19 protein-coding genes and 2 tRNA genes are annotated in these 21443 nt (G+C 46.2%); 16 read left to right on the plus strand and 5 right to left on the minus strand.

Annotation, left to right across the window (positions count from 1 at the left end; translation table 11 throughout):
- Positions 1 to 119 precede the first annotated feature (119 nt).
- Genes AC9UGD_RS01635 through AC9UGD_RS01645 form a run of 3 tightly spaced genes read left to right on the plus strand, consistent with a single transcriptional unit; the run spans position 120 to position 3377 of the window.
- Positions 120 to 1796, plus strand: a complete 1677-nt coding sequence (locus AC9UGD_RS01635) for a glycoside hydrolase family 13 protein (RefSeq protein WP_509568613.1) — start codon at positions 120 to 122, stop codon at positions 1794 to 1796.
- A gap of 38 nt (positions 1797 to 1834) precedes the next feature.
- The gene (locus tag AC9UGD_RS01640; RefSeq protein WP_509568616.1) at positions 1835 to 3010 is read left to right on the plus strand and encodes an MFS transporter; all 1176 of its coding nucleotides are present in this window, start codon (positions 1835 to 1837) and stop codon (positions 3008 to 3010) included.
- Complete coding sequence (locus AC9UGD_RS01645) at positions 3003 to 3377, plus strand: globin (protein ID WP_509568619.1); 375 nt, start codon at positions 3003 to 3005, stop codon at positions 3375 to 3377. The genes AC9UGD_RS01640 and AC9UGD_RS01645 overlap by 8 nt, the downstream gene beginning before the upstream one ends.
- On the opposite strand, the gene AC9UGD_RS01650 is transcribed toward AC9UGD_RS01645, so the two are convergent.
- Positions 3365 to 3913 (minus strand): mechanosensitive ion channel family protein, encoded by a 549-nt coding sequence (locus AC9UGD_RS01650; protein ID WP_509568622.1) that lies wholly within the window; start codon positions 3911 to 3913, stop codon positions 3365 to 3367. The two genes, AC9UGD_RS01645 and AC9UGD_RS01650, sit on opposite strands and share 13 nt — an antisense overlap.
- Positions 3914 to 4033: 120 nt before the next feature.
- Between AC9UGD_RS01650 and AC9UGD_RS01655 the strand changes: the two genes are divergently transcribed.
- Both AC9UGD_RS01655 and AC9UGD_RS01660 read left to right on the plus strand, forming a co-directional pair.
- A complete protein-coding gene (locus tag AC9UGD_RS01655) occupies positions 4034 to 4549 on the plus strand; it encodes an HNH endonuclease (protein WP_509569182.1) in 516 nt (171 codons plus the stop codon).
- An 18-nt stretch (positions 4550 to 4567) separates the two neighbouring features.
- On the plus strand, positions 4568 to 4738 hold the full coding sequence (locus AC9UGD_RS01660) for a hypothetical protein (protein ID WP_509568625.1): 171 nt from the start codon (positions 4568 to 4570) through the stop codon (positions 4736 to 4738).
- A 13-nt stretch (positions 4739 to 4751) separates the two neighbouring features.
- On the opposite strand, the gene pepN is transcribed toward AC9UGD_RS01660, so the two are convergent.
- Positions 4752 to 7289, minus strand: a complete 2538-nt coding sequence (gene pepN / locus AC9UGD_RS01665) for an aminopeptidase N (protein ID WP_509568628.1) — start codon at positions 7287 to 7289, stop codon at positions 4752 to 4754.
- Between the two features lie 55 nt (positions 7290 to 7344).
- Here pepN and trmB point away from each other — a divergent pair, with 55 nt between their 5' ends.
- Complete coding sequence (gene trmB / locus AC9UGD_RS01670; RefSeq protein WP_509568631.1) at positions 7345 to 8004, plus strand: tRNA (guanosine(46)-N7)-methyltransferase TrmB; 660 nt, start codon at positions 7345 to 7347, stop codon at positions 8002 to 8004.
- Here the strand turns inward: trmB and AC9UGD_RS01675 are convergent.
- On the minus strand, positions 8001 to 8456 hold the full coding sequence (locus AC9UGD_RS01675) for a ribose-5-phosphate isomerase (RefSeq protein WP_509568634.1): 456 nt from the start codon (positions 8454 to 8456) through the stop codon (positions 8001 to 8003). The genes trmB and AC9UGD_RS01675 overlap by 4 nt on opposite strands.
- Positions 8457 to 8544: 88 nt before the next feature.
- The gene (locus tag AC9UGD_RS01680; protein WP_509568637.1) at positions 8545 to 9081 is read right to left on the minus strand and encodes a collagen-like triple helix repeat-containing protein; all 537 of its coding nucleotides are present in this window, start codon (positions 9079 to 9081) and stop codon (positions 8545 to 8547) included.
- A 261-nt stretch (positions 9082 to 9342) separates the two neighbouring features.
- Here AC9UGD_RS01680 and AC9UGD_RS01685 point away from each other — a divergent pair, with 261 nt between their 5' ends.
- Positions 9343 to 11655 carry a beta strand repeat-containing protein gene (locus tag AC9UGD_RS01685; protein WP_509568640.1) on the plus strand — a complete coding sequence of 771 codons (2313 nt, stop codon included), beginning with the start codon at positions 9343 to 9345 and terminating at the stop codon, positions 11653 to 11655.
- Positions 11656 to 11661: 6 nt separating this feature from the next.
- Here the strand turns inward: AC9UGD_RS01685 and AC9UGD_RS01690 are convergent.
- Positions 11662 to 11735 (minus strand) — tRNA-Gly (locus AC9UGD_RS01690).
- A gap of 74 nt (positions 11736 to 11809) precedes the next feature.
- Between AC9UGD_RS01690 and AC9UGD_RS01695 the strand changes: the two genes are divergently transcribed.
- The 9 genes from AC9UGD_RS01695 to AC9UGD_RS01735 all read left to right on the plus strand — a co-directional run bounded on the left by AC9UGD_RS01695 (position 11810) and on the right by AC9UGD_RS01735 (position 21441).
- Positions 11810 to 11885 (plus strand) — tRNA-Pro (locus AC9UGD_RS01695).
- A gap of 40 nt (positions 11886 to 11925) precedes the next feature.
- The gene (tig, locus tag AC9UGD_RS01700) at positions 11926 to 13221 is read left to right on the plus strand and encodes a trigger factor (RefSeq protein WP_509568643.1); all 1296 of its coding nucleotides are present in this window, start codon (positions 11926 to 11928) and stop codon (positions 13219 to 13221) included.
- Between the two features lie 128 nt (positions 13222 to 13349).
- Positions 13350 to 13946, plus strand: coding sequence for an ATP-dependent Clp protease proteolytic subunit (locus tag AC9UGD_RS01705; protein WP_509569185.1), 597 nt, complete (start codon positions 13350 to 13352; stop codon positions 13944 to 13946).
- Positions 13946 to 14563, plus strand: coding sequence for an ATP-dependent Clp protease proteolytic subunit (locus AC9UGD_RS01710; RefSeq protein WP_509568646.1), 618 nt, complete (start codon positions 13946 to 13948; stop codon positions 14561 to 14563). Before AC9UGD_RS01705 ends, AC9UGD_RS01710 begins: the two co-directional genes overlap by 1 nt.
- 17 nt (positions 14564 to 14580) lie before the next feature.
- Complete coding sequence (locus AC9UGD_RS01715) at positions 14581 to 15834, plus strand: MFS transporter (protein WP_509568648.1); 1254 nt, start codon at positions 14581 to 14583, stop codon at positions 15832 to 15834.
- Between the two features lie 47 nt (positions 15835 to 15881).
- A complete protein-coding gene (clpX, locus tag AC9UGD_RS01720) occupies positions 15882 to 17168 on the plus strand; it encodes an ATP-dependent Clp protease ATP-binding subunit ClpX (RefSeq protein ID WP_509568651.1) in 1287 nt (428 codons plus the stop codon).
- Between the two features lie 15 nt (positions 17169 to 17183).
- Positions 17184 to 19766 carry a valine--tRNA ligase gene (locus tag AC9UGD_RS01725; protein ID WP_509568654.1) on the plus strand — a complete coding sequence of 861 codons (2583 nt, stop codon included), beginning with the start codon at positions 17184 to 17186 and terminating at the stop codon, positions 19764 to 19766.
- Positions 19763 to 21109: a bifunctional folylpolyglutamate synthase/dihydrofolate synthase gene (locus AC9UGD_RS01730; protein ID WP_509568657.1), complete on the plus strand. Its 1347-nt coding sequence runs from the start codon at positions 19763 to 19765 to the stop codon at positions 21107 to 21109. The genes AC9UGD_RS01725 and AC9UGD_RS01730 overlap by 4 nt, the downstream gene beginning before the upstream one ends.
- Positions 21106 to 21441 (plus strand): DUF4233 domain-containing protein, encoded by a 336-nt coding sequence (locus tag AC9UGD_RS01735; protein ID WP_509568660.1) that lies wholly within the window; start codon positions 21106 to 21108, stop codon positions 21439 to 21441. Before AC9UGD_RS01730 ends, AC9UGD_RS01735 begins: the two co-directional genes overlap by 4 nt.
- Positions 21442 to 21443 lie beyond the last annotated feature (2 nt).

Raw genomic sequence — 21443 nt, forward strand, 5'->3', positions numbered from 1 at the left:
GATGAACTTGTGGCAGTTGTTAAGACTGTTCAGGTTACTGTTTCCATGGATACTAAAAAGTCACGGCCCCTCAATGATGCGGAGCGCGACTTCCTTAACAAATATCTGGAGAACTAACGATGGCACAGCTAGCATCACGTGAAGAACGCCCATGGTGGAGAGACGCAGTTACGTATCAGATCTATCCACGTTCATTTGCCGATGCAAATGGCGATGGCATCGGTGATGTCGAAGGTATTCGTTCTCGTCTTCCATATTTAAAGTCTTTGGGTATTGATGCAATTTGGATTTCTCCTTGGTATCCATCACCGCAACACGATCATGGCTATGATGTATCTGATTACATGGATATCGAACCTGCTTATGGAACCTTGGCTCAAGCAGAACAACTGATTAAAGAAACACATGATTTTGGAATCAAATTTATTGTGGACATTGTTCCTAACCACACATCAAGTGATCACAAATGGTTTCAACAAGCGTTAGCGGCAAAGCCTGGTTCAGCAGAGCGTGAGCGTTATATGTTCCGCGATGGCAAAGGTGAAAATGGAGATTTACCTCCTAACAACTGGGAAGCTGTTTTCGGCGGACCAGCATGGGAACGAGTCATCGAAGCCGACGGAACACCGGGGCAGTGGTACTTACACCTTTTTGCAATTGAACAGCCTGATCTCAATTGGGAAAATCCTGAAGTCAGAGAGCACCTAGAAGATGTTTTGAAATTTTGGTTAGACCGTGGCGTTGATGGCTTCCGGATCGATGTTGCACACGGAATGATCAAAGAAGAAGGTCTGCCAGATATTCGAATTGATCCAACGGCATCAATGCTCGGCACAGAACACAAGCCGTTCTGGGATCAAGAAGGTGTTCATGATATTTACCGCTCATGGCGCAAAATCTTTGATTCATATCCAGGGGATCGCATGGCAGTTGCTGAAGCGTGGGTAAGTCCAGCTTCACGCATTGCGCGATATGTACGCCCAGATGAACTTCAGAACTCATTTAACTTTGAAATGCTCACCACCTTGTGGGATGCGAAACAAATTCGCACAAAGATTGATAACTCAATCGAAGCGTTAGCAGAAGTTGGCGCACCTACTTCGTGGGTATTTAACAACCACGATGTTGTGCGTTCGGTGGATCGTTTGGATCTTGGCTTAACAAATCACGGAGATACTACTTTTTCACGTCAAGGTGATCCAAAGAAGCTAAACATTGCTCGCGGTACATTGCGTGCACGCAGTGCAACCTTGATGACATTGGCCTTGCCTGGTGGAACATATTTGTATCAAGGTGAAGAACTTGCCTTGCCTGAAGTTCGCGATCTTCCTGAAGATCGTTTAACTGATCCACGCTGGAAGATGAGTGGTTACTTAGATCGTGGTCGCGACGGTTGCCGTGTTCCATTGCCTTGGTCCGCAGATCCAAAGGGTGGATTTGGTTTTTCAACTAATGATTCATTGACATTAAATGAGACCTGGTTGCCACAATCATCTTGGATGGGCAAGTATGCAGTTGATACTCAAGATGGTGTTGAAGGTTCAACATTAACTATGTATCGCGAAGCACTTGCGATCCGCAAGGCTGAAGCCGGCTTAGGCGATGGCCCAATGGAATGGATTGAAGCTGGCAAAGATGTTGTTGCCTTTGAACGCCCTGGAGATTTCGCGTGCTACATCAACTTCGGTGCACCAATACAGTTGCCAAGCAATAGCCAAATTTTGATTGCAAGTGGTCCCGTAACAGGTCACACATTGCCAACAGATACCGCTGTTTGGGTTCGTTTAATTCCATAATGCCGAACACTATGGTGCAGCACAGGGTCGTAAGGACCTTGGCTGCAGCACAGGTTTTAAGCGGTGTTGGTGTTGCCGGAACCGTTGCTGCAGGCTCACTTCTTGTCTCATCGATCACTGATTCAGAAACCCTAGCGGGCCTTGCGCAAACTAGTGCGGTCTTAGGTGCAGCTGCGCTTGCGTTGCCCCTTGCACGCTTAACCTCAAAAGGTGGACGTCGCTTAGCGCTATCGGTTGGGTATTTTTCTGGTGTTGTGGGTTCGGTGTTAGCAATTCTTGGTGGCGCGCATCGAAATCTAGTTTTGATGTTGATGGGAACATTTCTAGTGGGTGCTGCGGCAGCTGCAGGGTATCAAGCACGATTTGCTGCAATTGATTTAGCCAGTAATGAAACTAGAGCAAAGCAACTTTCTTTTGTTGTGTGGGGTTCCACAATTGGTGCTGTTACGGGACCAAATTTAATGGAACCAGCAGGAAACTTGGCAGAGTTTTTTAACTTACCCCGCCTTGTTGGCCCCTATTTAATTTCTGCAACAACATTGGCCTTAGCTGCGGTAGTAATTACCATTTTCTTGCGACCTGATCCATATTTGCTTGCAAATAAAGATTCAGTCACAAGCAAAGAAAAGGGTTCTACGAAGAAGGCACTGAAACACATACGCCACAATCCAAAGGCTTTATTTGCAATCATGTCCATTGCTATTGGCCATGTCGCAATGGTTTCGGTAATGGTTATGACCCCTGTTCACATGGCTCATGTAGATGTGTCTCTTACCATTATTGGTTTGGTTATTAGCGTTCACGTTCTTGGAATGTATGCATTTTCACCGCTAGTCGGGTCTCTCAGCGATCGACTTGGCAGAGTACGCATTATTCAGATTGGCTTAATTATTCTTTTGCTCTCGACAATAGTTTCAGGCAAAGCACATGCCGATGATGCTTACACTTTGGGAGTTGGTTTATTTTTGCTTGGGCTTGGCTGGTCCTGCACCCTGATTGCAGGTTCGGCATACCTTTCTGAAAGTGTAGAAACAGAATTTCGCGCTTCATCACAAGGTGCCAGTGATTTAGTAATGAACCTTGCAGGTGCCGGCGGGGGAGCGTTAGCAGGTGTAATCATCGGGACTTTGAGTTATGGCTGGCTTTGCTTAGCGGCAGCTATTCCTGTGTCACTGCTTGGAGTTGCTTCGCTTAGACTGGGTTCAGATGAGTAATTTCTACGAACAAGTTGGCGGCGAAAAGTTTTTTGCTGATTTGGTATCTCAGTTTTATGCAATTGTTGCGACGGACCCCATCTTGCGTCCGATGTATCCAGAAAACGATTTGCAAGGTGCAGCCCAACGTCTGCAATGGTTTTTAGAACAGTATTGGGGCGGACCTGATACTTACCAGGAAAATCGCGGACATCCACGACTTCGGATGCGCCATGCTCAGTTTGCAATTAATACTGCGGCACGTGATGCCTGGCTGAATGCCATGCGTGCTGCGATTGATGGCGTAGAAATTACTGACGATTTAAAAACAGAGTTGTGGAGCTATTGTGAGATGGCCGCGAATTCGATGGTTAATCAACCAGATTGAGATTGATTTCCAACTTTTAGGATTTCACCATTGCGTAAGTACCACAATGTTCCTTGACCATCTCTAACTGTTGTGACACGCAATCCGACTTTTTCAACAACACCTTCAATTTCTAGTACATCTACAGTGTCGCCAACTCCGTATTGATCTTCGATTAACATAAAGATTCCGGACAAAATATCGCGGACCAGAGTTTGTGCACCAAGACCTAAGGCAACTCCAACGATTCCGGCAGATGCAATAAGTGGTCCTAAATCAAATCCAAATTCGCCCAATGCCATTCCAACGGCGATGATCCATGCTGCACTCTTTAGTGTTGCAGTTAAAACTCCACCAATTGTGCTTGCTCGTTCTTTTTGGCGAGCAACAATGTTGCGTGGCCCTAGGACTAAATCGGCAGAAGCTAATTTATTCATCGCACGCGTAATTGCGCGAGAGCCGAAATACTGAATGAAGGCAGCCCCTACAAGGATGATCAGGATGCGCAGGGGAGTCCCGGCCATCCATTCGAGGAAGTTACGCATAGAGTCGCTCATAATGGCAAGACTTTATCCAAATCTTTACCTAAAAGCCCCATTCAAATACCCACGAGGTCGGGTGTTTTGGTGCAAGATAAACCAATCGGTGCCAGCCAGGCGCTAGATCGGGAGCGATATATGTCGCGCACACTTGTCTTAAACGCCACCTACGAACCGTTGGGTGTCATAACAGATCGTCGCGCGCTGATCCTTGTCTTAAATCACCGAGCTGTAATGGTTGAAGATTCTGGCGAAATTTTACGATTCGCTGGTGGCCAAGTTTCATTGCCTGCAGTTGTTCGGTTAACAAAATTTGTTCGTATTCCTTATCGACATTCTGTTCCGTTGTCTCGCAGGGCAATTTTTGCTCGTGATGGCGGCCGATGTGTTTACTGCGCAGCACCCGCGACATCGATTGATCACGTGATTCCACGTAGTCGTGGCGGTGGCCACAATTGGGAAAATGTGGTTTCTGCATGTCACAAGTGCAATCATGTTAAAGCTGACAAACACTTAAAAGAACTTGGCTGGCGTTTGCGTACTTTGCCTCGCGAACCAGTGGGCGCAGCCTGGAGAATTTTAGGAACAGGTCGCACAGATCACAGATGGTTACCGTATTTGCAGCCATTTGGAGTGGCAGCAGCAACTGCATAAGTAATTTACACTTACGCCATGACTATATTCGAAGGTCCAGCAACATCGGCTCCAGGTTTATCTGTTCTAGAAACCATTGTTACTTTTTTGGTAATTCCGACAGCATTGTTTGTAGTGATCTCAGTGCTTACGTATGCTGGGACTGCAACACGACAGAAGAAGTCATCGGCAATTACTGAAATCGAGTAATTGCTTTACCGAATTACTTATCTAGTGCTTGAACCTTAAGCGCTCTAATTAAGCCATCCTGAGATTCTTTAACAAGCTTTCGCAGCACTGCAGGTGAATCTTTTCCTGCACCAGCTAGCCAAGCATTTGTCGTGTCCACTGTTGATTGTTTTACAACCCATGATGGATAAAAACCAGTAACAAACTTCGCTGCTGGTTCATAAGAACGAGATTCCCAGACTGTAATTAAGTTATCAAAGTACAAATCCACAAATGGCTCGAGTAGCTTTCGCTGAATCGGGCGTTGGAATCCTGCAACTATTGCGGAGCGCACTGAGGTTGCGGCCTCGGCATCGAGTCCCTTGTTAAAGGCATATGCCTTTGCATCACTTGTTGGCATCGCTGCTAAGCAAGTTTCATATGCCAGGTTGCCGGTGGTTGTGTTGTCCTTAGCAAGTTCGGCATCTAGTTCGGCCTTAGTTGTAGCACCGCGCTCGGTGAGAGCAATAAGGAAGTACCAACGAAGATCGGCATCAACCTTTAACCCTGATGCACTGCCGTTTAGCAATGCTCTGATGTTTGCTGTTTGAGCTTCGGTCTGAGCATTGATTGCAAAGGCACGAGAAATCAAAAGCTGTAGATCACTTGCTGGAGCGCAACTGTTTGTTAGTGCCCATAATCCATCAGCTAACTTTTCACGATAAGCATTTAAGTTTGCTTCCTTTGTGTATGCCTCGACAGAAGTTGTTAATTGAGATAGAACAATATTGACGATTGCATCATCTGTTTCGCCTGCAAGGCCGTTTAGTGCTATCTCGATGTAGTCTGCCGATGAAATTTCAGCATCACGATGCATATCCCAGATTGCTGCCCAACATAGAGCGCGAGCAAGGGCATCATCAAATTTTCCAAGATGAGTTTTCAGGGTCGCAATTGAACGATCATCAAAACGAAGCTTGGCATATGACAGATCTCGATCATTGATAAGCAACAGATCGGCAACTTTTTCGCCCGCAAGATCGGCGACAACTGTTGATGCCCCAACAACATCTAGTTCGAGAGATTTGCGAAGCTTCAGTGAGTCACCACTGATGTCGTATAGACCAACAGCTAAGCGATGCGGGCGCAATTCTTTAGATTCTGCAGGAACAATGGGAGCTTCCTGCGAAATTGTGATGGTCTTGTAGGTGTCGCCAGCAATATCTAAAACTGGACGTAAAGTGTTTACGCCTGCTGTTTGCAGCCATGTACTTACCCAAGGATCAAGTGTGCGACCACTTGCTGCCTCAAGTTCAACGAGCAAGTCATCCAAAGTTGTATTACCCCAGGCATGCTTTGCAAAGTATTTTTGTAGACCAGCAATAAATTGTGGACGTCCCACGTGTGCAACTAGCTGATGCAAAACAGATGCACCCTTTGCATAGGTGATTCCATCAAAGTTTGCATTGACCGCTTCCATATCGACCATGTCGGCGATGATTGGGTGGGTTGAAGAGAGCTGATCTTGACGGTAGGCCCAGTTTTTGCGAGCAGAGTTAAACTCAGACCATGCACCCTTAAAACGTGTTGCTTCTGACAAAGCCAAGTATGAAGACCATTCGGCAAATGATTCATTAAGCCAAAGATCATCCCACCATGACATTGTGACAAAGTCACCAAACCACATGTGTGCCATTTCGTGCAGGATTGTGTTTGCACGTGACAGGTAAGCCTTATCGGGCATGTGACTGCGGAATACCAAGACATCTTCGCGGAAGGTAACTGCGCCAGCGTTTTCCATAGCGCCAAAGTTGAAGTCAACAACAGCGATTTGATCGTACTTTTCAAATGGATATGCCAAACCGAAAGTCTTTTCAAAGTATTCAAAGCCTTGCTTGGTTACCAAGAAAATATCTTCTGGATCTAAGTACTGCATCATCGATTTGCGGCAATAAATGCCTAGTGGGATCTCTTTTTGACCCTTGTACACATCATGAACATGTGAATACGGTCCTGCAACAAGGCAATCTAAATAGGTTGTGATGCGCGGAGTAGTGGTGAACTTCCATTCAACGAAATCACCCTTTGCAACCTTTGATTCAACTGGGTTGTTTGAAACCGCTTCCCAGTGGCCAGGTGTTGTAACTGTTAAGGAAAATGTTGCCTTTAGTGATGGCTGATCAAAACAAGGGAACATGTTGCGGATATGGGCGGTTTCACCTTGTGAGTACAAGTAGATCTCGCCATCAGATGGATCAACAGAGCGCTGCAGGCCTTCGCCAGATTTTGAATACTCTGCCTCGATTTCAATAACCAGTAGGTTTTCTGCTGCAAGGTTAGTAATGAAGATAGATTCGCCATCGAAGTTGCTGGTATCAACTGCAACACCATTGAGAGTTGCGCTGATAACTGAGCGACCAACAGCATCAATAAATGTTGAATAGCCGGGCTTATTACATGTAAATGAAACTTCAGACTTTGCGTAAAAAGTCTCTTCACCCTTTGTGACATCAAGGGTTACTACGTAGCTATTTACATATAGGTGATCCGCACGATCTTTTGCTTCAGCACGGCTCAAATTCAGACCTGGCACTTGTTGCTCCTTTGGTGTTTTGTAGGTTCTAATCCAACCATGACAGAGTTACCCCATGGAACGCCCATCGGTACGCAGTTACAGCATCCGCGGATCTCGCATTACCGATGCCCAACGAGAAGCAAAGACAGCCCTGCAAGCGGTACACGGAATTGAATTTAAGCAAGAAATAATTGATCTTAAGCAGATTTTCCCGACCAGCGATGCAGTAATCATGGAAATCGGTTTTGGAATGGGTGAGGCCACGGCGATCATTGCCAAAAATCACCCTAACAATGGATACATCGCCGTCGATGTTCACCCACCCGGTATTGGCAAATTGTTAGCTCGAATAGTTGAAAATGAACTAACTAACTTGAAAGTTATTGAAGATGATGTGCATGTTGTTATGCAGCACATGATTGCTGATAGGTCCTTAGATGGAATTCATTTGTACTTTCCAGATCCTTGGCCAAAGAAGAAACACAACAAGCGCCGAATTGTTAATGAAGGTTTCTTGCAGTTGATACACCCAAAGCTTAAAGATGGAGGGTTCATTCACATTGCAACTGACTGGGTTCCGTATGCAGAAAGTATTAAAGAAGTATTTGCCTCTTTGTCATTATTTACTGGGGGAGTAATTGATAAACCCGATTGGCGTCCCGTGACACGTTTTGAAGGACAGGGTATTGATAAGGATCATGCCGTTAACGACATGTTGTATACAAAGGTTTAAAGCGAACCTTCATTTTCATATTTAGCAATCTTGTTAATTCTGCGCACATGACGATCGTCATTTGAAAAGGGTGTTTCTATAAAGGCATCGATAATCGACTTGCAATCTTCAATTGAATGCATGCGACCGCCAATTCCAACTACATTTGCATTGTTGTGATCGCGACCTAACTTGGCGGTTTCTACGCTCCAGGCAAGGACTGCGCGAACACCTTTGACTTTATTTGCCGCGATTTGTTCGCCATTTCCTGAACCACCTAAAACAATTCCAAGAGATGTCGGATCTGCAACAGTTGCAATCGCGGCTGGAATACAAAAGTCTGGGTAATCATCGACTGCGTCGTATTGGTGCGGTCCATGGTCTTTAACCTCGTGGCCTTTGCTCTGCAAATATTCAACGAGAGCAGCTTTTAGTTCTAACCCAGCATGATCACTACCGATATGAATGCGCATGAGTGCATCTTGCCATGGGCAAAGAAAAACCCGCCAAGTGATTGCTCACGTGGCGGGTTTTCCTATCCCTTTAGGAAGAAATTGTTACCTATGGACGAGGACCCTTAGGACCTTTGTCTCCACGATGACCCTTGTCACCCTTATGACCTTTCTCGCCCTTTGGACCTTTGTCGCCCTTTGGACCCATTCCCTTGCCGCGAACTTCATTTACCTTTGCAGTTACATGCTCGGTTAATCCAGCCTTCTTAGCAGTTGCTTGAGCTGCAGTCATTGTGCCTGCTGTGACGCGAGCATCAATTTCCTTAGTCTCGAAACCTACTAGTGCTACGACCAATGCATCTTTCTTCGCACCTGCAATAGCTGCCAATGTTTCACCAGCTGCAAGACGAGTCTTGATAGTTGCTGCGTCCACACCAATAGTTGTTGCTACTAATGCTTCTCTAGCGACATGTGCTGCATCATGTGCAGCTTTGTTGGCTGCGTGATTTGCATCGTGTGCTGCAGACTTGGCAGCGCTCTTTGCAGATCCCTTGTCATGTGCTGATGCAACTCCGATGGAACCAAGTGACAGTGCTGCAATTGTTATTGCAACTGCTGCAATTCTTTTCTTTGATGACATATTCATGTCCTCTCGTTTGTAATGCGTGTCATTGACCCCTCGTCAACCACTACCTGTACCAAACAGGTTCATGCTGTGGAAGATAGCAAACCAACCTGAAAACACCATCAGAGAATTACCCCGTGGTTTGTAGGGGAATCCATTCATCTGCGCGTAAATCCCCTTGGGCTTGCCTTATTCGCCCATGTTTTTCACAGGTTCAGACTTATTTTTCCCCAATAGAAAAGGTGTGCCATGAAAAGCAGCAAATCCCTAATAGCAATGTGTATGGCAGTAACACTAGCGATGATTCCGTCAGCTATTGCTGCTCCAAAGACAACTATCAAGGCTGCTGGCCGAGTAACTACAACAGTTGTGAACACCATTTTGAATGGGGTCGGTGTTCCGGCAAAAACAGTTGGTATCAATGGTGATTTTTACATAGATACAAAAAACTTAGTTTTGTACGGACCAAAAGTAAATGGCTCTTGGAAAAATTCAACTTCGCTAAAACAATCAGAAATAAAATCGGTAACAACAACAGTTGGTGAAGTCGGCGCAGTTGGCGATAAAGGTGCACAAGGAGAAAAAGGCGATAAAGGCGCAACAGGAAGTACTGGTGCAACCGGTTCTACAGGCTTGTCAGGTGCTGTTGGTCCAGCCGGTGCAACAGGTTCACCAGGATCGAGTGGTGCAGTTGGTGCAGTTGGTGCAGTCGGTGCAACAGGTTCACCAGGATCGAGCGGTGCAACTGGTGCGAGCGGTGCAACTGGTGCGAGCGGTTCTAGGGGCGATACAGGATTAACAGGATTAACAGGTGCAGCAGGAATTCAAGGAATACAAGGCGATGTGGGAACAGCGGGAACAACTGGTACCAATGGCGCAACAGGACCAAGAGGTGACATTGGATTTACAGGCGCAACCGGCGTGCAAGGTATTCAAGGTGACGCAGGAACTACAGGTGTACAAGGAATACAAGGTGATGTTGGAAATACTGGAATACAAGGAATACAAGGAATACAAGGGATACAAGGTGATGCAGGATCTGCAGGTGTACAAGGAATTCAAGGTGCAGCTGGATTAGATGGCGCAAGTGGTGCGCAAGGAATTCAAGGCGATGCAGGAACATCTGGAACAAATGGTGCGCAAGGAATACAAGGTGGCATAGGAACTGCTGGTGCAACTGGTGCAGCAGGTGTTGATGGCGCAGCTGGCGTGCAAGGTATTCAAGGCGAAACAGGATCTGCAGGTGTACAAGGAATTCAAGGTGCAGCTGGATTAGATGGCGCAAGTGGTGCGCAAGGTATTCAAGGCGAAACAGGATCTGCAGGTGTACAAGGAATACAAGGAATACAAGGTGATACCGGAACGTCTGGAACAAATGGTGCGCAAGGTGTTCAAGGTGCAACAGGTATCGATGGTGCAACGGGTCTGCAAGGTATTCAAGGCGATACAGGAACATCTGGAACAAATGGTGCGCAAGGTATTCAAGGTGCCGCCGGATTAGATGGATCAACTGGTGCAGCAGGTGTAGATGGTGCAGCTGGTGCGCAAGGTATTCAAGGTGCAACAGGTATCGATGGTGCAACTGGTCTGCAAGGAATACAAGGAATTCAAGGCGATGCAGGAACATCTGGAACAAATGGTGCGCAAGGTATTCAAGGTGCCGCCGGATTAGATGGATCAACTGGTGCAACTGGTCTACAAGGTATTCAAGGTGACACAGGAACATCTGGAACAAATGGTGCGCAAGGTATTCAAGGCGCAGCTGGATTAGATGGATCAACTGGTGTGCAAGGTATTCAAGGTGACACAGGAACTACAGGTGTACAAGGAATTCAAGGTGACACAGGAATAACAGGCACTGCAGGTGTAGATGGTGCAGCTGGTGTAGACGGTGCAACTGGTATGCAAGGCATTCAAGGAATCAAAGGTGATACAGGAACATCTGGAACAAATGGTGCGCAAGGTATTCAAGGTGAAACAGGATCCGCAGGTGCACAAGGTATTCAAGGTGATGTGGGAACTGCTGGTGTACAAGGAATACAAGGTGACACTGGTGCAACTGGCGCAACAGGCGCAACAGGCGCAACAGGCGCAACAGGCATAGATGGTGCAGCTGGATTAGATGGCGCAAGCGGTCTGCAAGGGATTCAGGGAATACAAGGTGATACAGGAGCAACAGGCACCGCAGGTATTTCAATTTCTAAGTTTGCAAGTGTCCCGAACATTTCCCTAGAAACGTCCATTACTGGAAATTTTAATTCTTCAATCTTTTTTACAGCAACCTCAGATGGAAACTACATATTCGATGTATCGGTAGCCGGCATCGTTCAAACGGGAGTTGATTACAAATTGAATGCCGAAATAATTATTGGGTCATCAGCAATTGCGTCGCAATATGTGGTTGCTAGTGATGCGATAACTTATGCAAATAAGTCAGCGGGGCGCCAGTACGGATTTCACATTATCGGAGCAGCCGCTTCAGTCACGACAGGAACAAGTTTTGCCATACGAGTAACAATTCAAATAGGAGCAGGAACGAGCACTGTGTATTTCAGTGGCCGAGCCCTCATAAACAAGGTCGGATCTATCGGGTAAACAAACTGGAGCGGGTGACCGGGATCGAACCGGCATGGCCAGCTTGGAAGGCTGGGGCTCTACCATTGAGCTACACCCGCGGGTGCTTAGGGGCTAAAGGTACTGGGTCGGTAATCAGAGTACGAAATCTGGTTTAGACTCCTGCTTTGCGCCTCGGGGCGTAGCGTAGTGGCTAGCGCGCCTGCTTTGGGAGCAGGAGATCGGGAGTTCGAATCTCCCCGCCCCGACCAGTTTGTCTCGGTTCTTCTTCAATCCCTATAGGAGTAATTAGTGAAAAGTTCAGTCGAAGTTCTATCTCCAACTCGTGTTCGTCTTGATGTTGAAGTTGCTTACGCTGAGCTTGAATCACATGTAGCTAACGCTTACAAAAAGGTTGCTGCATCGGTAAACATTCCTGGATTCCGTAAGGGAAAAATTCCTGCATCAATGATCGATCAGCGCGTAGGTCGCGGAACAGTGATCGACGAAGCAATCAACACAGCTCTTCCAGAGTTCTACGGTCAAGCTGCACGTGAGCACTCAGTTGCAGTCATTGGACGCCCAGAAGTCGATGTAAAAGAGTTTGTAGATAACGACAAGCTTGTATTCACCGTCGAAGTAGATGTTCGCCCAGAAGTTGTCTTGCCTGATTTCTCAAAGATCACAATCGAAGTTGATGATGTGGTTGTTGCAGATGAAGATGTTGAAGAGCAGATCGAATCATTGCGTACACGTTTTGGAACACTGACAACAGTAGAACGCGAAGTTAAGGATGGTGACTTCACCACTCTAGATATGACCGCATTTATTGATGGCAAAGAGGTTGATGGCGGACAAGCTAATGACATCTCTTACGAAGTTGGTTCAGACAAGATGATTGATGGTCTTGATGAAAAGCTAATCGGCATGAAGGCCGGAGATGTAAAGACATTTGAAACACAGCTAGTTGGTCAACAAGAAGGCGAAAAGGGCGAAGTAACTGCGACAGTAAAGGCAGTTAAAGAGCGCGAACTTCCACCAGTTGATGATGCATTCGCAAAGCTTGCTTCAGAATTCGACACACTTGCAGAATTAAAGGCAGATTTTGTTACTCGTCTAGAGCGCGTCAAGAAGATGGAACAAGGCGCACAAGCTCGTGACCGCCTAGTTGAAAAACTACTTGCAGATAATGAAATTCCAGTCCCAGATAAACTTGTTGAACTAGAGGTAAATGATCACCTTGAAGGTGAAGGGCGCTTGGAAGATGCAGAGCACCGTGCCGAGGTTGATGGCCAGGTTCGCTCGTCTCTGAAGTCAGATTTCTTGCTCGATGCGATTGTTTCTTCTGAAGAAGTTCAGGTTACCGAGATTGAATTGACCGAGTACTTGGTTCGCACTTCACAGCGTTATGGAATGGCACCGCAGCAGTTTGCAGAAGAACTTCAGAAGGCTGGACAGATTCAGCAATTAGTCGCCGAGGTAACTCGCGCCAAAGCTTTGGCATCTGTACTGGGTCGAATCACCGTTAAGGATGCATCAGGCAATGTCATTGACCTCGAAGCGCTTGCCCCAAAGGTAAATCCTGCAGATCTAGTTGAAGAGGCTTAATTCCATTCTTCTCAGTTTTTAGGGTCTGGGCTCTCCGCCTACAGCGAACACGACGCAGTTCACGCATGTATTTCTCGTAATCGGGAAGCATTTTGCCTTCTTAATTGTTAAGGTCACTACAGGTAAAAATACAGGAGGCAATAGACGTGGACACAGACAGCAAGATGAAGGACCAGATTTACAACCGCCTGCTTGAAGAGCGAATTGTTTTCATGTCCGGTGAAGTCCGCGATGACATGGCCAATATGGTCTGTGCTCAGTTGCTTCTTCTGTCATCACTTGATGCGAAGAAAGATATTTTCATGTACATCAACTCACCTGGTGGTTCTGTAACCGCAGGTATGGCGATCTACGACACGATGCAGTTGATCCCTAATGATGTTTCAACAGTTACCTTTGGAATGGCCGCTTCAATGGGTCAATTCCTGCTGACATCAGGTGCCAAGGGCAAGCGCTATGCAACTAAGAGCTCTCGCATTTTGATGCACCAACCACTGGGTGGAATTGGCGGAAATGCGATTGATATTCGTATTCAGGCCGAACAGATGGCTATTACAAAGCAGACTCTTTCCGAGCTCAATGCTTTGCACACTGGTCAGACTCTAGAAAAAATTCTTGCAGACTCTGATCGCGACAACTGGTTTAACGCAAGTGATGCAAAAGATTATGGCTTTGTTGATCATGTTGTTACTTCACTGGGACAAATCACTGGAGGGAAAGCGTAATGACATTCCAAGAAATTAACGCACGCTACGTTCTTCCAACTGTTGAAGAAAAGACAGCCTATGGATACAAGCGTCAAGATCCGTATACAAAATTATTTGAAGAGCGCATCATTTTCATGGGTCAGCCAATTGATGACACAGTTGCAAACGATGTAATGGCACAGTTGTTGACTTTGGAATCTATGGATCCAGATCGCGACATCATGATTTACATCAACTCACCTGGTGGATCATTTACAGCGCTAACTGCCATTTATGACACTATGCAATTTGTACGCCCAGATATCAGCACAATTTGCTTGGGCCAAGCAGCATCTGCAGCAGCGGTAATTCTTGCTGGTGGCGCAAAGGGCAAGCGTTATGCACTAGAACATTCACGTATCTTGATTCACCAACCATCATCAGAAGGTGGCGGTCAGGCATCGGATATTGAAATCCAAGCTCGCGAAATCGATCGCATCACACGTTTGCAAGAAGACTTGTTGTCACGCCATGTGGTTAAGTCTTCCGAAGAAATTCGTAAAGATATCGAACGCGACAAGATTCTTACAGCAGTCGAAGCTGTTGAGTACGGAATCATCGATCAAGTTCTTGCTTCACGTAAGGCTAAGAAGTAATTCTTCTATACATTTAAGTGAAACTATTTGAGCCGGGTTCCCTTTGGTCATACAAGGGATACCGGTTCTTTTGGTTTTCAAACACAATATTCGTATTAGGTGCATCTGCATTTCCAATTGCACTGGCAGTTGCTGTTCTTGATGCAGGCGGAACAGCAACATCCTTAGGGCTAATCCTTGGTGCACGTGTTTTATCTGGAGTTGTTTTTGCACCGTTTGCTGGCGTGTGGGCTGACAGGTTGCCTCGCAGAAATGTCATGATCGGCGCGGATTTATTTAGATCAGCACTGGTTGTTTCAATGATTTTTGTTTCGACTCCAACAATGCCTCATGTTTTATTGGGATTGGCTGTTTTCTTTATGGGCGCTGGTGATGCATTTGGTGCTGCTGCAGCGGGTGCAATAATCCCAAGTCTTGTTCCTGATGAAAAACTTCCAGCAGCAAATGTTGGGCGAAATATTGTGGTCAAAGGTGCATCAATCGTTGGCCCCGGCATAGGTGGCGCATCTGTGTTCTTGGTTGGGGCTAGGTTTACCTTTATTTTTACAGCTGTTGCCTTTGTATTAGGAACTTACTTTCTCTCTAAAATTAAAGAAGATATCAACGGCGATAAGCGCGAACGAGAACCGTTTTTAACGGAACTTCGCGAAGGCTTACGCACTGTGCGAGATATTCCCTGGATTGGTGCTTTCATCTTGATGGTTTCAGTTCAGTTAATGGTTGTTATTGCCGCCGAAACTGTCTTGCTTCCAGTAATTAGTCGCCGCGAATTTGATTCAAACACTCCCTTTGCATTGGCCGCCGCCGCCTTTTCAGTCGGCAGCATTATTTCAGCGCTGCTGTGCATCAAGATCAAGGTAAAGCACGAAGGTTACGTTTCAATTTTTGTGTGGATGTTCATCATCATCGCTCCACTTTCGTTGGCATTTCCTGTGTCAGGCACATTTATAGTTGTCGCATATTTGCTTGCAGGATTTTCAGTTGGACCGTGGGAAGCGTGGTGGTCTTCTGCAGTGCAAAGAGAAGTTCCACAACATTTGCAGGGCCGAGTCTTTTCTATTGATCACATGGGTTCGGCCGGGTTAATGCCACTAGGCATGGCACTAATTGGACCAGCCGTTGCATTGTTTGGCGAAAAAGAGTTGCTGATCGGTGCATCAATCTTTCATGTGCTCATTAGCTTTGCGATCCTTGGGGTTCCGGGCGTCAAGGATATGAAGATGCCAAAGAAGGAAATCGACACTGATTATTCTCACGGCGAACACAAGTAAGCGCAAAAACCCCAGCACAAATTCGCGTAAGAACGTAAAATTCAGCCATGACAAGAATCGGTGAAACAAGCGATCTGCTGAAGTGCTCCTTCTGCGGCAAAACCCAGAAGCAAGTTAAAAAGCTCATTGCCGGTCCTGGCGTTTATATTTGCGATGAATGTATCGAGCTCTGTAATGAAATCATTGTTGAAGAGCTCAGCGAAGCGGCCTCACTTGGCCTAGCTGAACTTCCAAAACCACAAGCAATCTTTGAATTTTTAGATCAATATGTAATCGGACAAGATCGCGCAAAGAAGTCTCTCTCTGTTGCCGTCTACAACCATTACAAGCGTGTACAAAGTGGTGAATCAAAGGGCGATGGCGCTATTGAATTAGCGAAGTCAAATATTTTGATGCTTGGACCAACTGGTTGCGGCAAGACACTTATGGCCCAGACATTAGCTCGCATGCTCAATGTTCCATTTGCAATTGCCGATGCGACCGCGCTGACCGAAGCGGGATATGTCGGTGAAGATGTTGAAAACATTTTGCTTAAGCTGCTGCAAGCAGCAGATTACGATGTGAAAAAAGCTGAGACTGGAATTATCTACATCGATGAAATCGATAAGGTGGCACGCAAATCTGAAAACCCATCGATTACTCGCGACGTTTCAGGTGAAGGCGTTCAGCAAGCATTGCTAAAAATTCTTGAAGGAACTGTTGCATCAGTACCACCACAGGGCGGTCGCAAGCACCCACATCAAGAATTTATTCAGATTGATACCACAAATGTGTTGTTCATTGTTGGTGGGGCATTTTCTGGCCTCGAAAAAATTATCGAAAGTCGTATTGGAAAATCGGGTGTTGGCTTTAATGCAACTTTGCAAGATGCATCAGATAAGAACCGCAAAGACATTTTTGCTGATGTAATGCCTGAAGATCTTTTGAAGTTTGGAATGATTCCCGAATTCATTGGCCGTTTGCCTGTATTAACTAGTGTTGAAAACCTTGATAAGCCTGCCTTAATGCAGATCCTGACAGAACCGAAGAACGCACTTGTTAAGCAGTATCAACGTCTCTTTGACCTGGATCATGTCGAACTCACATTTGATGAGGAAGCATTGCTTGCAATTGCAGATCTTGCACAAGAACGCGGCACAGGCGCACGCGGACTTCGCGCGATCATGGAATCTGTACTTCTCACAGTTATGTATGACGTTCCAAGCCGTACAGATGTAGAAAAGGTGATTATCACCAAGGAATGCATCACATCTGGTGGAGCGCCAACATTGGTACATCACACTGGCCCAAAGCGCTCACGAGCACCAAAAGGTGCAGAGGAGAAGAGCGCATAATCTAGACTGCGCACTATGTCTTCAAGCCGTGAACTAGCCTCATCCTTCTCGCCAAACGAGATTGAGTCTCCGCTGTATCAAAAGTGGATGGCGGCGGGATATTTCACAGCTGATGCAACATCAAACAAGCCAGCATTTTCTATAGTTTTACCGCCACCCAATGTCACCGGTGTTTTACACATCGGTCACGCACTAGATCAAACATTGCAGGATTGTCTATCGCGCATGAAGCGCATGCAAGGGTTTGAAGTTTTGTGGTTACCCGGAATGGATCACGCTGGTATCGCAACTCAAAATGTTGTTGAAAAACAATTAGCGGCAGATGGTAAATCACGTCATGATCTTGGACGCGATGAATTTGTTAAGAAAGTCTGGCAATGGAAAGAAGAATCAGGCGGCGCGATTCTCGAACAGATGAAACGTTTAGGATCTTCAGTTGATTGGTCTCGCGAACGTTTTACTATGGATGAAGGAATGTCCAAGGCCGTCGTGGCAATCTTTAAGCGCATGTATGACGCAGGGCTTATTTATCGTGCCGAAAGAATTATCAACTGGTGTCCTCGTTGCCTAACAGCGTTGTCAGATATCGAAGTAGAACACAGTGATGATGCAGGTGAATTCGTTCAGATTCGTTATGGCGAAGGTGAACAGAGCATCGTGATTGCAACAACTCGAGCTGAAACAATGCTGGGAGATGGCGCAGTTGCCGTGCACCCAGATGATCCTCGATACAAACACATGGTGGGCACCGAAGTTTTACTGCCTTTAGTTAACCGAATGATTCCGATTATTGCTGATGAATTAGTAGATCCTGATTTTGGAACTGGCGCTGTAAAAGTTACAGCCGCACATGACCCCAATGACTTTGAGATGGCGATGCGCCACAACGTTCCCTTTGTTGTGATCATGAATGAGCACGCAGTCATGGATGGAACCGGTACAGAGTTTGATGGAATGGATCGCTTTGATGCACGTATAGCCGTGGTTGCGAAGTTAAAGGAAATGGGACGCGTAGTTGCTGAAAAGCGTCCCTATATGCATGCTGTTGGACATTGTTCTCGTTGCGATATAACCGTTGAACCACGTTTATCAAAGCAGTGGTTTGTAAAGGTTGCACCGATGGCTAAGGCATCAGCAGATGCTGTACGCAATGGCGAAGTAAAAATCGAACCCGAAGCACTTGCTCCTCGATATTTTGACTGGGTCGACAACATGCACGACTGGTGTATTTCTCGACAGCTGTGGTGGGGTCACCGAATTCCAGTTTGGTATGGACCAAACGGTGAAGTACAAGTTGTTGGTCCTGATGAAAAGGCACCTGCTGGTTGGACACAGGATCCAGATGTTTTAGATACCTGGTTTTCATCTGGGCAATGGGCATTTTCTACATTTGGGTGGCCAGAAAAATCTGCAGATTTAGCAAAGTTCTATCCCACATCAGTGCTTGTTACCGGTTATGACATCTTGTTCTTCTGGGTTGTACGCATGATGATGATGTCAACATTTGCAATGGATGGCGTTGCACCATTTAAAACAATCATGCTGCATGGTTTAGTGCGCGATCAATTTGGCAAAAAGATGTCAAAGAGCCGTGGAAACGTTGTTGATCCAATTGAATTTATGGACAAGTACGGAGCTGATGCGTTGCGCTTTACCTTGGCACGCGGTGCAAATCCAGGTACAGATCAGGCGTTGGCCGAAGACTGGATCGGTGGTTCACGTAACTTTGCAACCAAACTGTGGAACGCAACGCGCTTTGCAATGATGAATGGAGCAACAGTTTCGGGTGAGCTGCCTGCAGTGGATTCGCTTAATGCAATCGACAAGTGGATCCTTAGTCGTTTATCTGAAACCGTTAAAGAAACAACTGATCTTTTAGAAAAGTATGAATTTTCACGAGCTTGTGAATTGATGTACCACTTTGCCTGGGATGACTTGTGCGACTGGTACTTGGAACTTTCAAAAGAAGCATTTGCTTCAGGAAACGCTGAAGGCACGAAGCGCGTACTGGGTCATGTCCTGGATCAGTTATTCCGCTTAATGCATCCGGTGATGCCATTTATTACAGAGCACATGTGGACGACCTTTACTGGGGGAGAGTCTCTTGTTGTAGCTGAGTGGCCAAAAGCTAACGCTGGTCATGTTGATAAGCAGGCAGAGAAACTTGTTTCCCAGCTGCAAGAAGTCATCACCGAGGTTCGTCGTTTCCGCAATGATCAAGGAATCAAGAGTTCACTAAAGATTCCGGGACGCATTGTTGCAAAGGGCGAAATCGCAGATTATGCATCTGCTGTTGCTTTTGTTGTGCGGATGGAACTGGGGGATATAACACCCAGTGCAAAGTGTGAAGCAGCTGGAGTAACCATTGAATTTGATCTAACTGGATCAATTGATGTTGTGGCAGAGCGAGCACGTCTTGAAAAGGATTTGATAACAGCGACAAAAGACAAGCAAACAGCAGAAGTTAAGCTGAGTAACCAAGGCTTTATGGCAAAAGCACCTGCAGATGTTGTTGTTGAAATTAGAGAACGACTTGAAAAGACCACTGCGGATATCGAACGTATTACAGCGGCACTTGCAGGATTACCCCAAGCATGATGATTTCACCTGATGATCAAGAGCGCATAGATGCTATTGAGCAAGCCTTGCTTGCACGTTGGCCAGAAACTCGTATTGCACCAACAACCGAACGAATTGCAGCCCTAGTAGATTTATTGGGATCGCCACAATTAACATATCCAACGATTCATATTGGTGGAACCAACGGTAAGACAACGACCTCACGCATGATTGATTCATTGCTCTTTGCCCATGGTTTGCGCACGGGACGATTTACTAGCCCGCATCTTGAAACCTATCGCGAACGCATTGCGATTAATGGTCAGCCAATTGATCCGAAGGAATTAATTTTTTCTTATAACGACATTGCTGCATACCTTGATTTAGTGGACACAAAGTTTGAACATCCGATCTCATTTTTTGAAGCGATTACTGCTTTAGCTTTTGCAGCATTTGCCGAACACCCTGTTGATGTTGGGGTTATTGAAGTGGGCATGGGCGGAGAATGGGATGCAACCAATGTCGTTGAAGCCGATGTTTCTGTATTGATGCCTATTGGTTTTGACCACATGGAGTACTTGGGCAATACATTGCACGAGATTGCTTCAACTAAAGCAGGGATTATCAAAGAAGGTGGCTTTGTCGTGCTTGCTCAGCAAGAGCCAGAGGCTGCCAAAGAGTTAATCCGAAAGGCGGCAGAAGTAGGCGCAGATGTAGTGCGCGAAGGCGTTGAATACTCAGTTGCATCACGCGCAGTTGCGGTAGGTGGTCAGTTGTTGACGATCCAAGGTATTCATGACACTTACGATGAAATCTTTTTGCCACTGCATGGTCGCCATCAAGCAGCAAATGCGGCATCGGCTTTAGTCGCTGTCGAAGCCTTCTTTGGGGATCAACCCTTGGACATCGATGCCGTCAGGGCCGGCTTTGCTGCAGTGACATCTCCTGGGCGCTGTGAAGTCGTACATCGCGAGCCAACTGTGATTTTGGATGCTGCGCATAATCCACATGGGGCAAAGGCGTTGGCCGAGACATTGTTAAACGAATTCAACTTTGATGAAATCATCGCCGTTGTTGGTGTCTTTGGGGATAAAGATGCAACAGGAATATTCCAAGAACTAGAACAAATTGTTGATCATGTCATTGTTACCCAAAGTTCCTCATCACGCGCCATGCCAGCTGGCGAATTAGAAAAGATTGCCTCCAAAATTTTTGGAGCAGATCGTGTTTTTGAAGTTTCAAATTTAGAGGCAGCTCTAGATAGAGCAGTTGGTGATGCTGTGCGTCCACTGAGTGAAGACACAGTTGGGATTCTTGTGACCGGATCTGTCGTCACAGTTGGGGAAGCTCGTACATATCTGCGAAAGAAGTTCGCGAAGTGAAAATTCTTGGAGCATCGGTCTTAATTGCTGAAAGCATGACAATGGGTTTTGCAATCCTGCTTGCTATGAAAGATGCTTCAAATGCTGCAATTATTTATGGTTGTGCGGTCTCATTCTTGCTCTTTGTTGCCGCTGGTCTTGTTCGCCGACCTGGTGGATTTGTATTTGGTTCGCTCATGCAAGTAGCGATGATCGGCTTTGGATTTGTTGAGCCATCCTTCTTCATTATTGGGGTGGTCTTGATTGGTCTGTGGGTGGCCGCCATCGTGGTGGGACGCAAGGGTGAGGCTGCTCGCGCTGCCTTGCTGGCTGCGGGTCCTAAAAAACCCTAATA

The organism is Candidatus Planktophila sp., from assembly GCF_044232745.1.
Taxonomy (GTDB): domain Bacteria; phylum Actinomycetota; class Actinomycetes; order Nanopelagicales; family Nanopelagicaceae; genus Planktophila.

Coding starts and splice junctions, on each gene's coding strand:
- clpX (WP_509568651.1), top strand. CDS start 15,882: ATGACAAGAATCGGTGAAACAAGCGATCTGCTGAAGTGCTCCTTCTGC.
- trmB (WP_509568631.1), top strand. CDS start 7,345: ATGGAACGCCCATCGGTACGCAGTTACAGCATCCGCGGATCTCGCATT.
- AC9UGD_RS01680 (WP_509568637.1), bottom strand. CDS start 9,081: ATGAATATGTCATCAAAGAAAAGAATTGCAGCAGTTGCAATAACAATT.
- AC9UGD_RS01685 (WP_509568640.1), top strand. CDS start 9,343: ATGGCAGTAACACTAGCGATGATTCCGTCAGCTATTGCTGCTCCAAAG.
- AC9UGD_RS01710 (WP_509568646.1), top strand. CDS start 13,946: ATGACATTCCAAGAAATTAACGCACGCTACGTTCTTCCAACTGTTGAA.
- AC9UGD_RS01645 (WP_509568619.1), top strand. CDS start 3,003: ATGAGTAATTTCTACGAACAAGTTGGCGGCGAAAAGTTTTTTGCTGAT.
- AC9UGD_RS01725 (WP_509568654.1), top strand. CDS start 17,184: ATGTCTTCAAGCCGTGAACTAGCCTCATCCTTCTCGCCAAACGAGATT.
- AC9UGD_RS01650 (WP_509568622.1), bottom strand. CDS start 3,913: ATGAGCGACTCTATGCGTAACTTCCTCGAATGGATGGCCGGGACTCCC.
- AC9UGD_RS01635 (WP_509568613.1), top strand. CDS start 120: ATGGCACAGCTAGCATCACGTGAAGAACGCCCATGGTGGAGAGACGCA.
- AC9UGD_RS01655 (WP_509569182.1), top strand. CDS start 4,034: ATGTCGCGCACACTTGTCTTAAACGCCACCTACGAACCGTTGGGTGTC.
- AC9UGD_RS01730 (WP_509568657.1), top strand. CDS start 19,763: ATGATGATTTCACCTGATGATCAAGAGCGCATAGATGCTATTGAGCAA.
- AC9UGD_RS01675 (WP_509568634.1), bottom strand. CDS start 8,456: ATGCGCATTCATATCGGTAGTGATCATGCTGGGTTAGAACTAAAAGCT.
- AC9UGD_RS01660 (WP_509568625.1), top strand. CDS start 4,568: ATGACTATATTCGAAGGTCCAGCAACATCGGCTCCAGGTTTATCTGTT.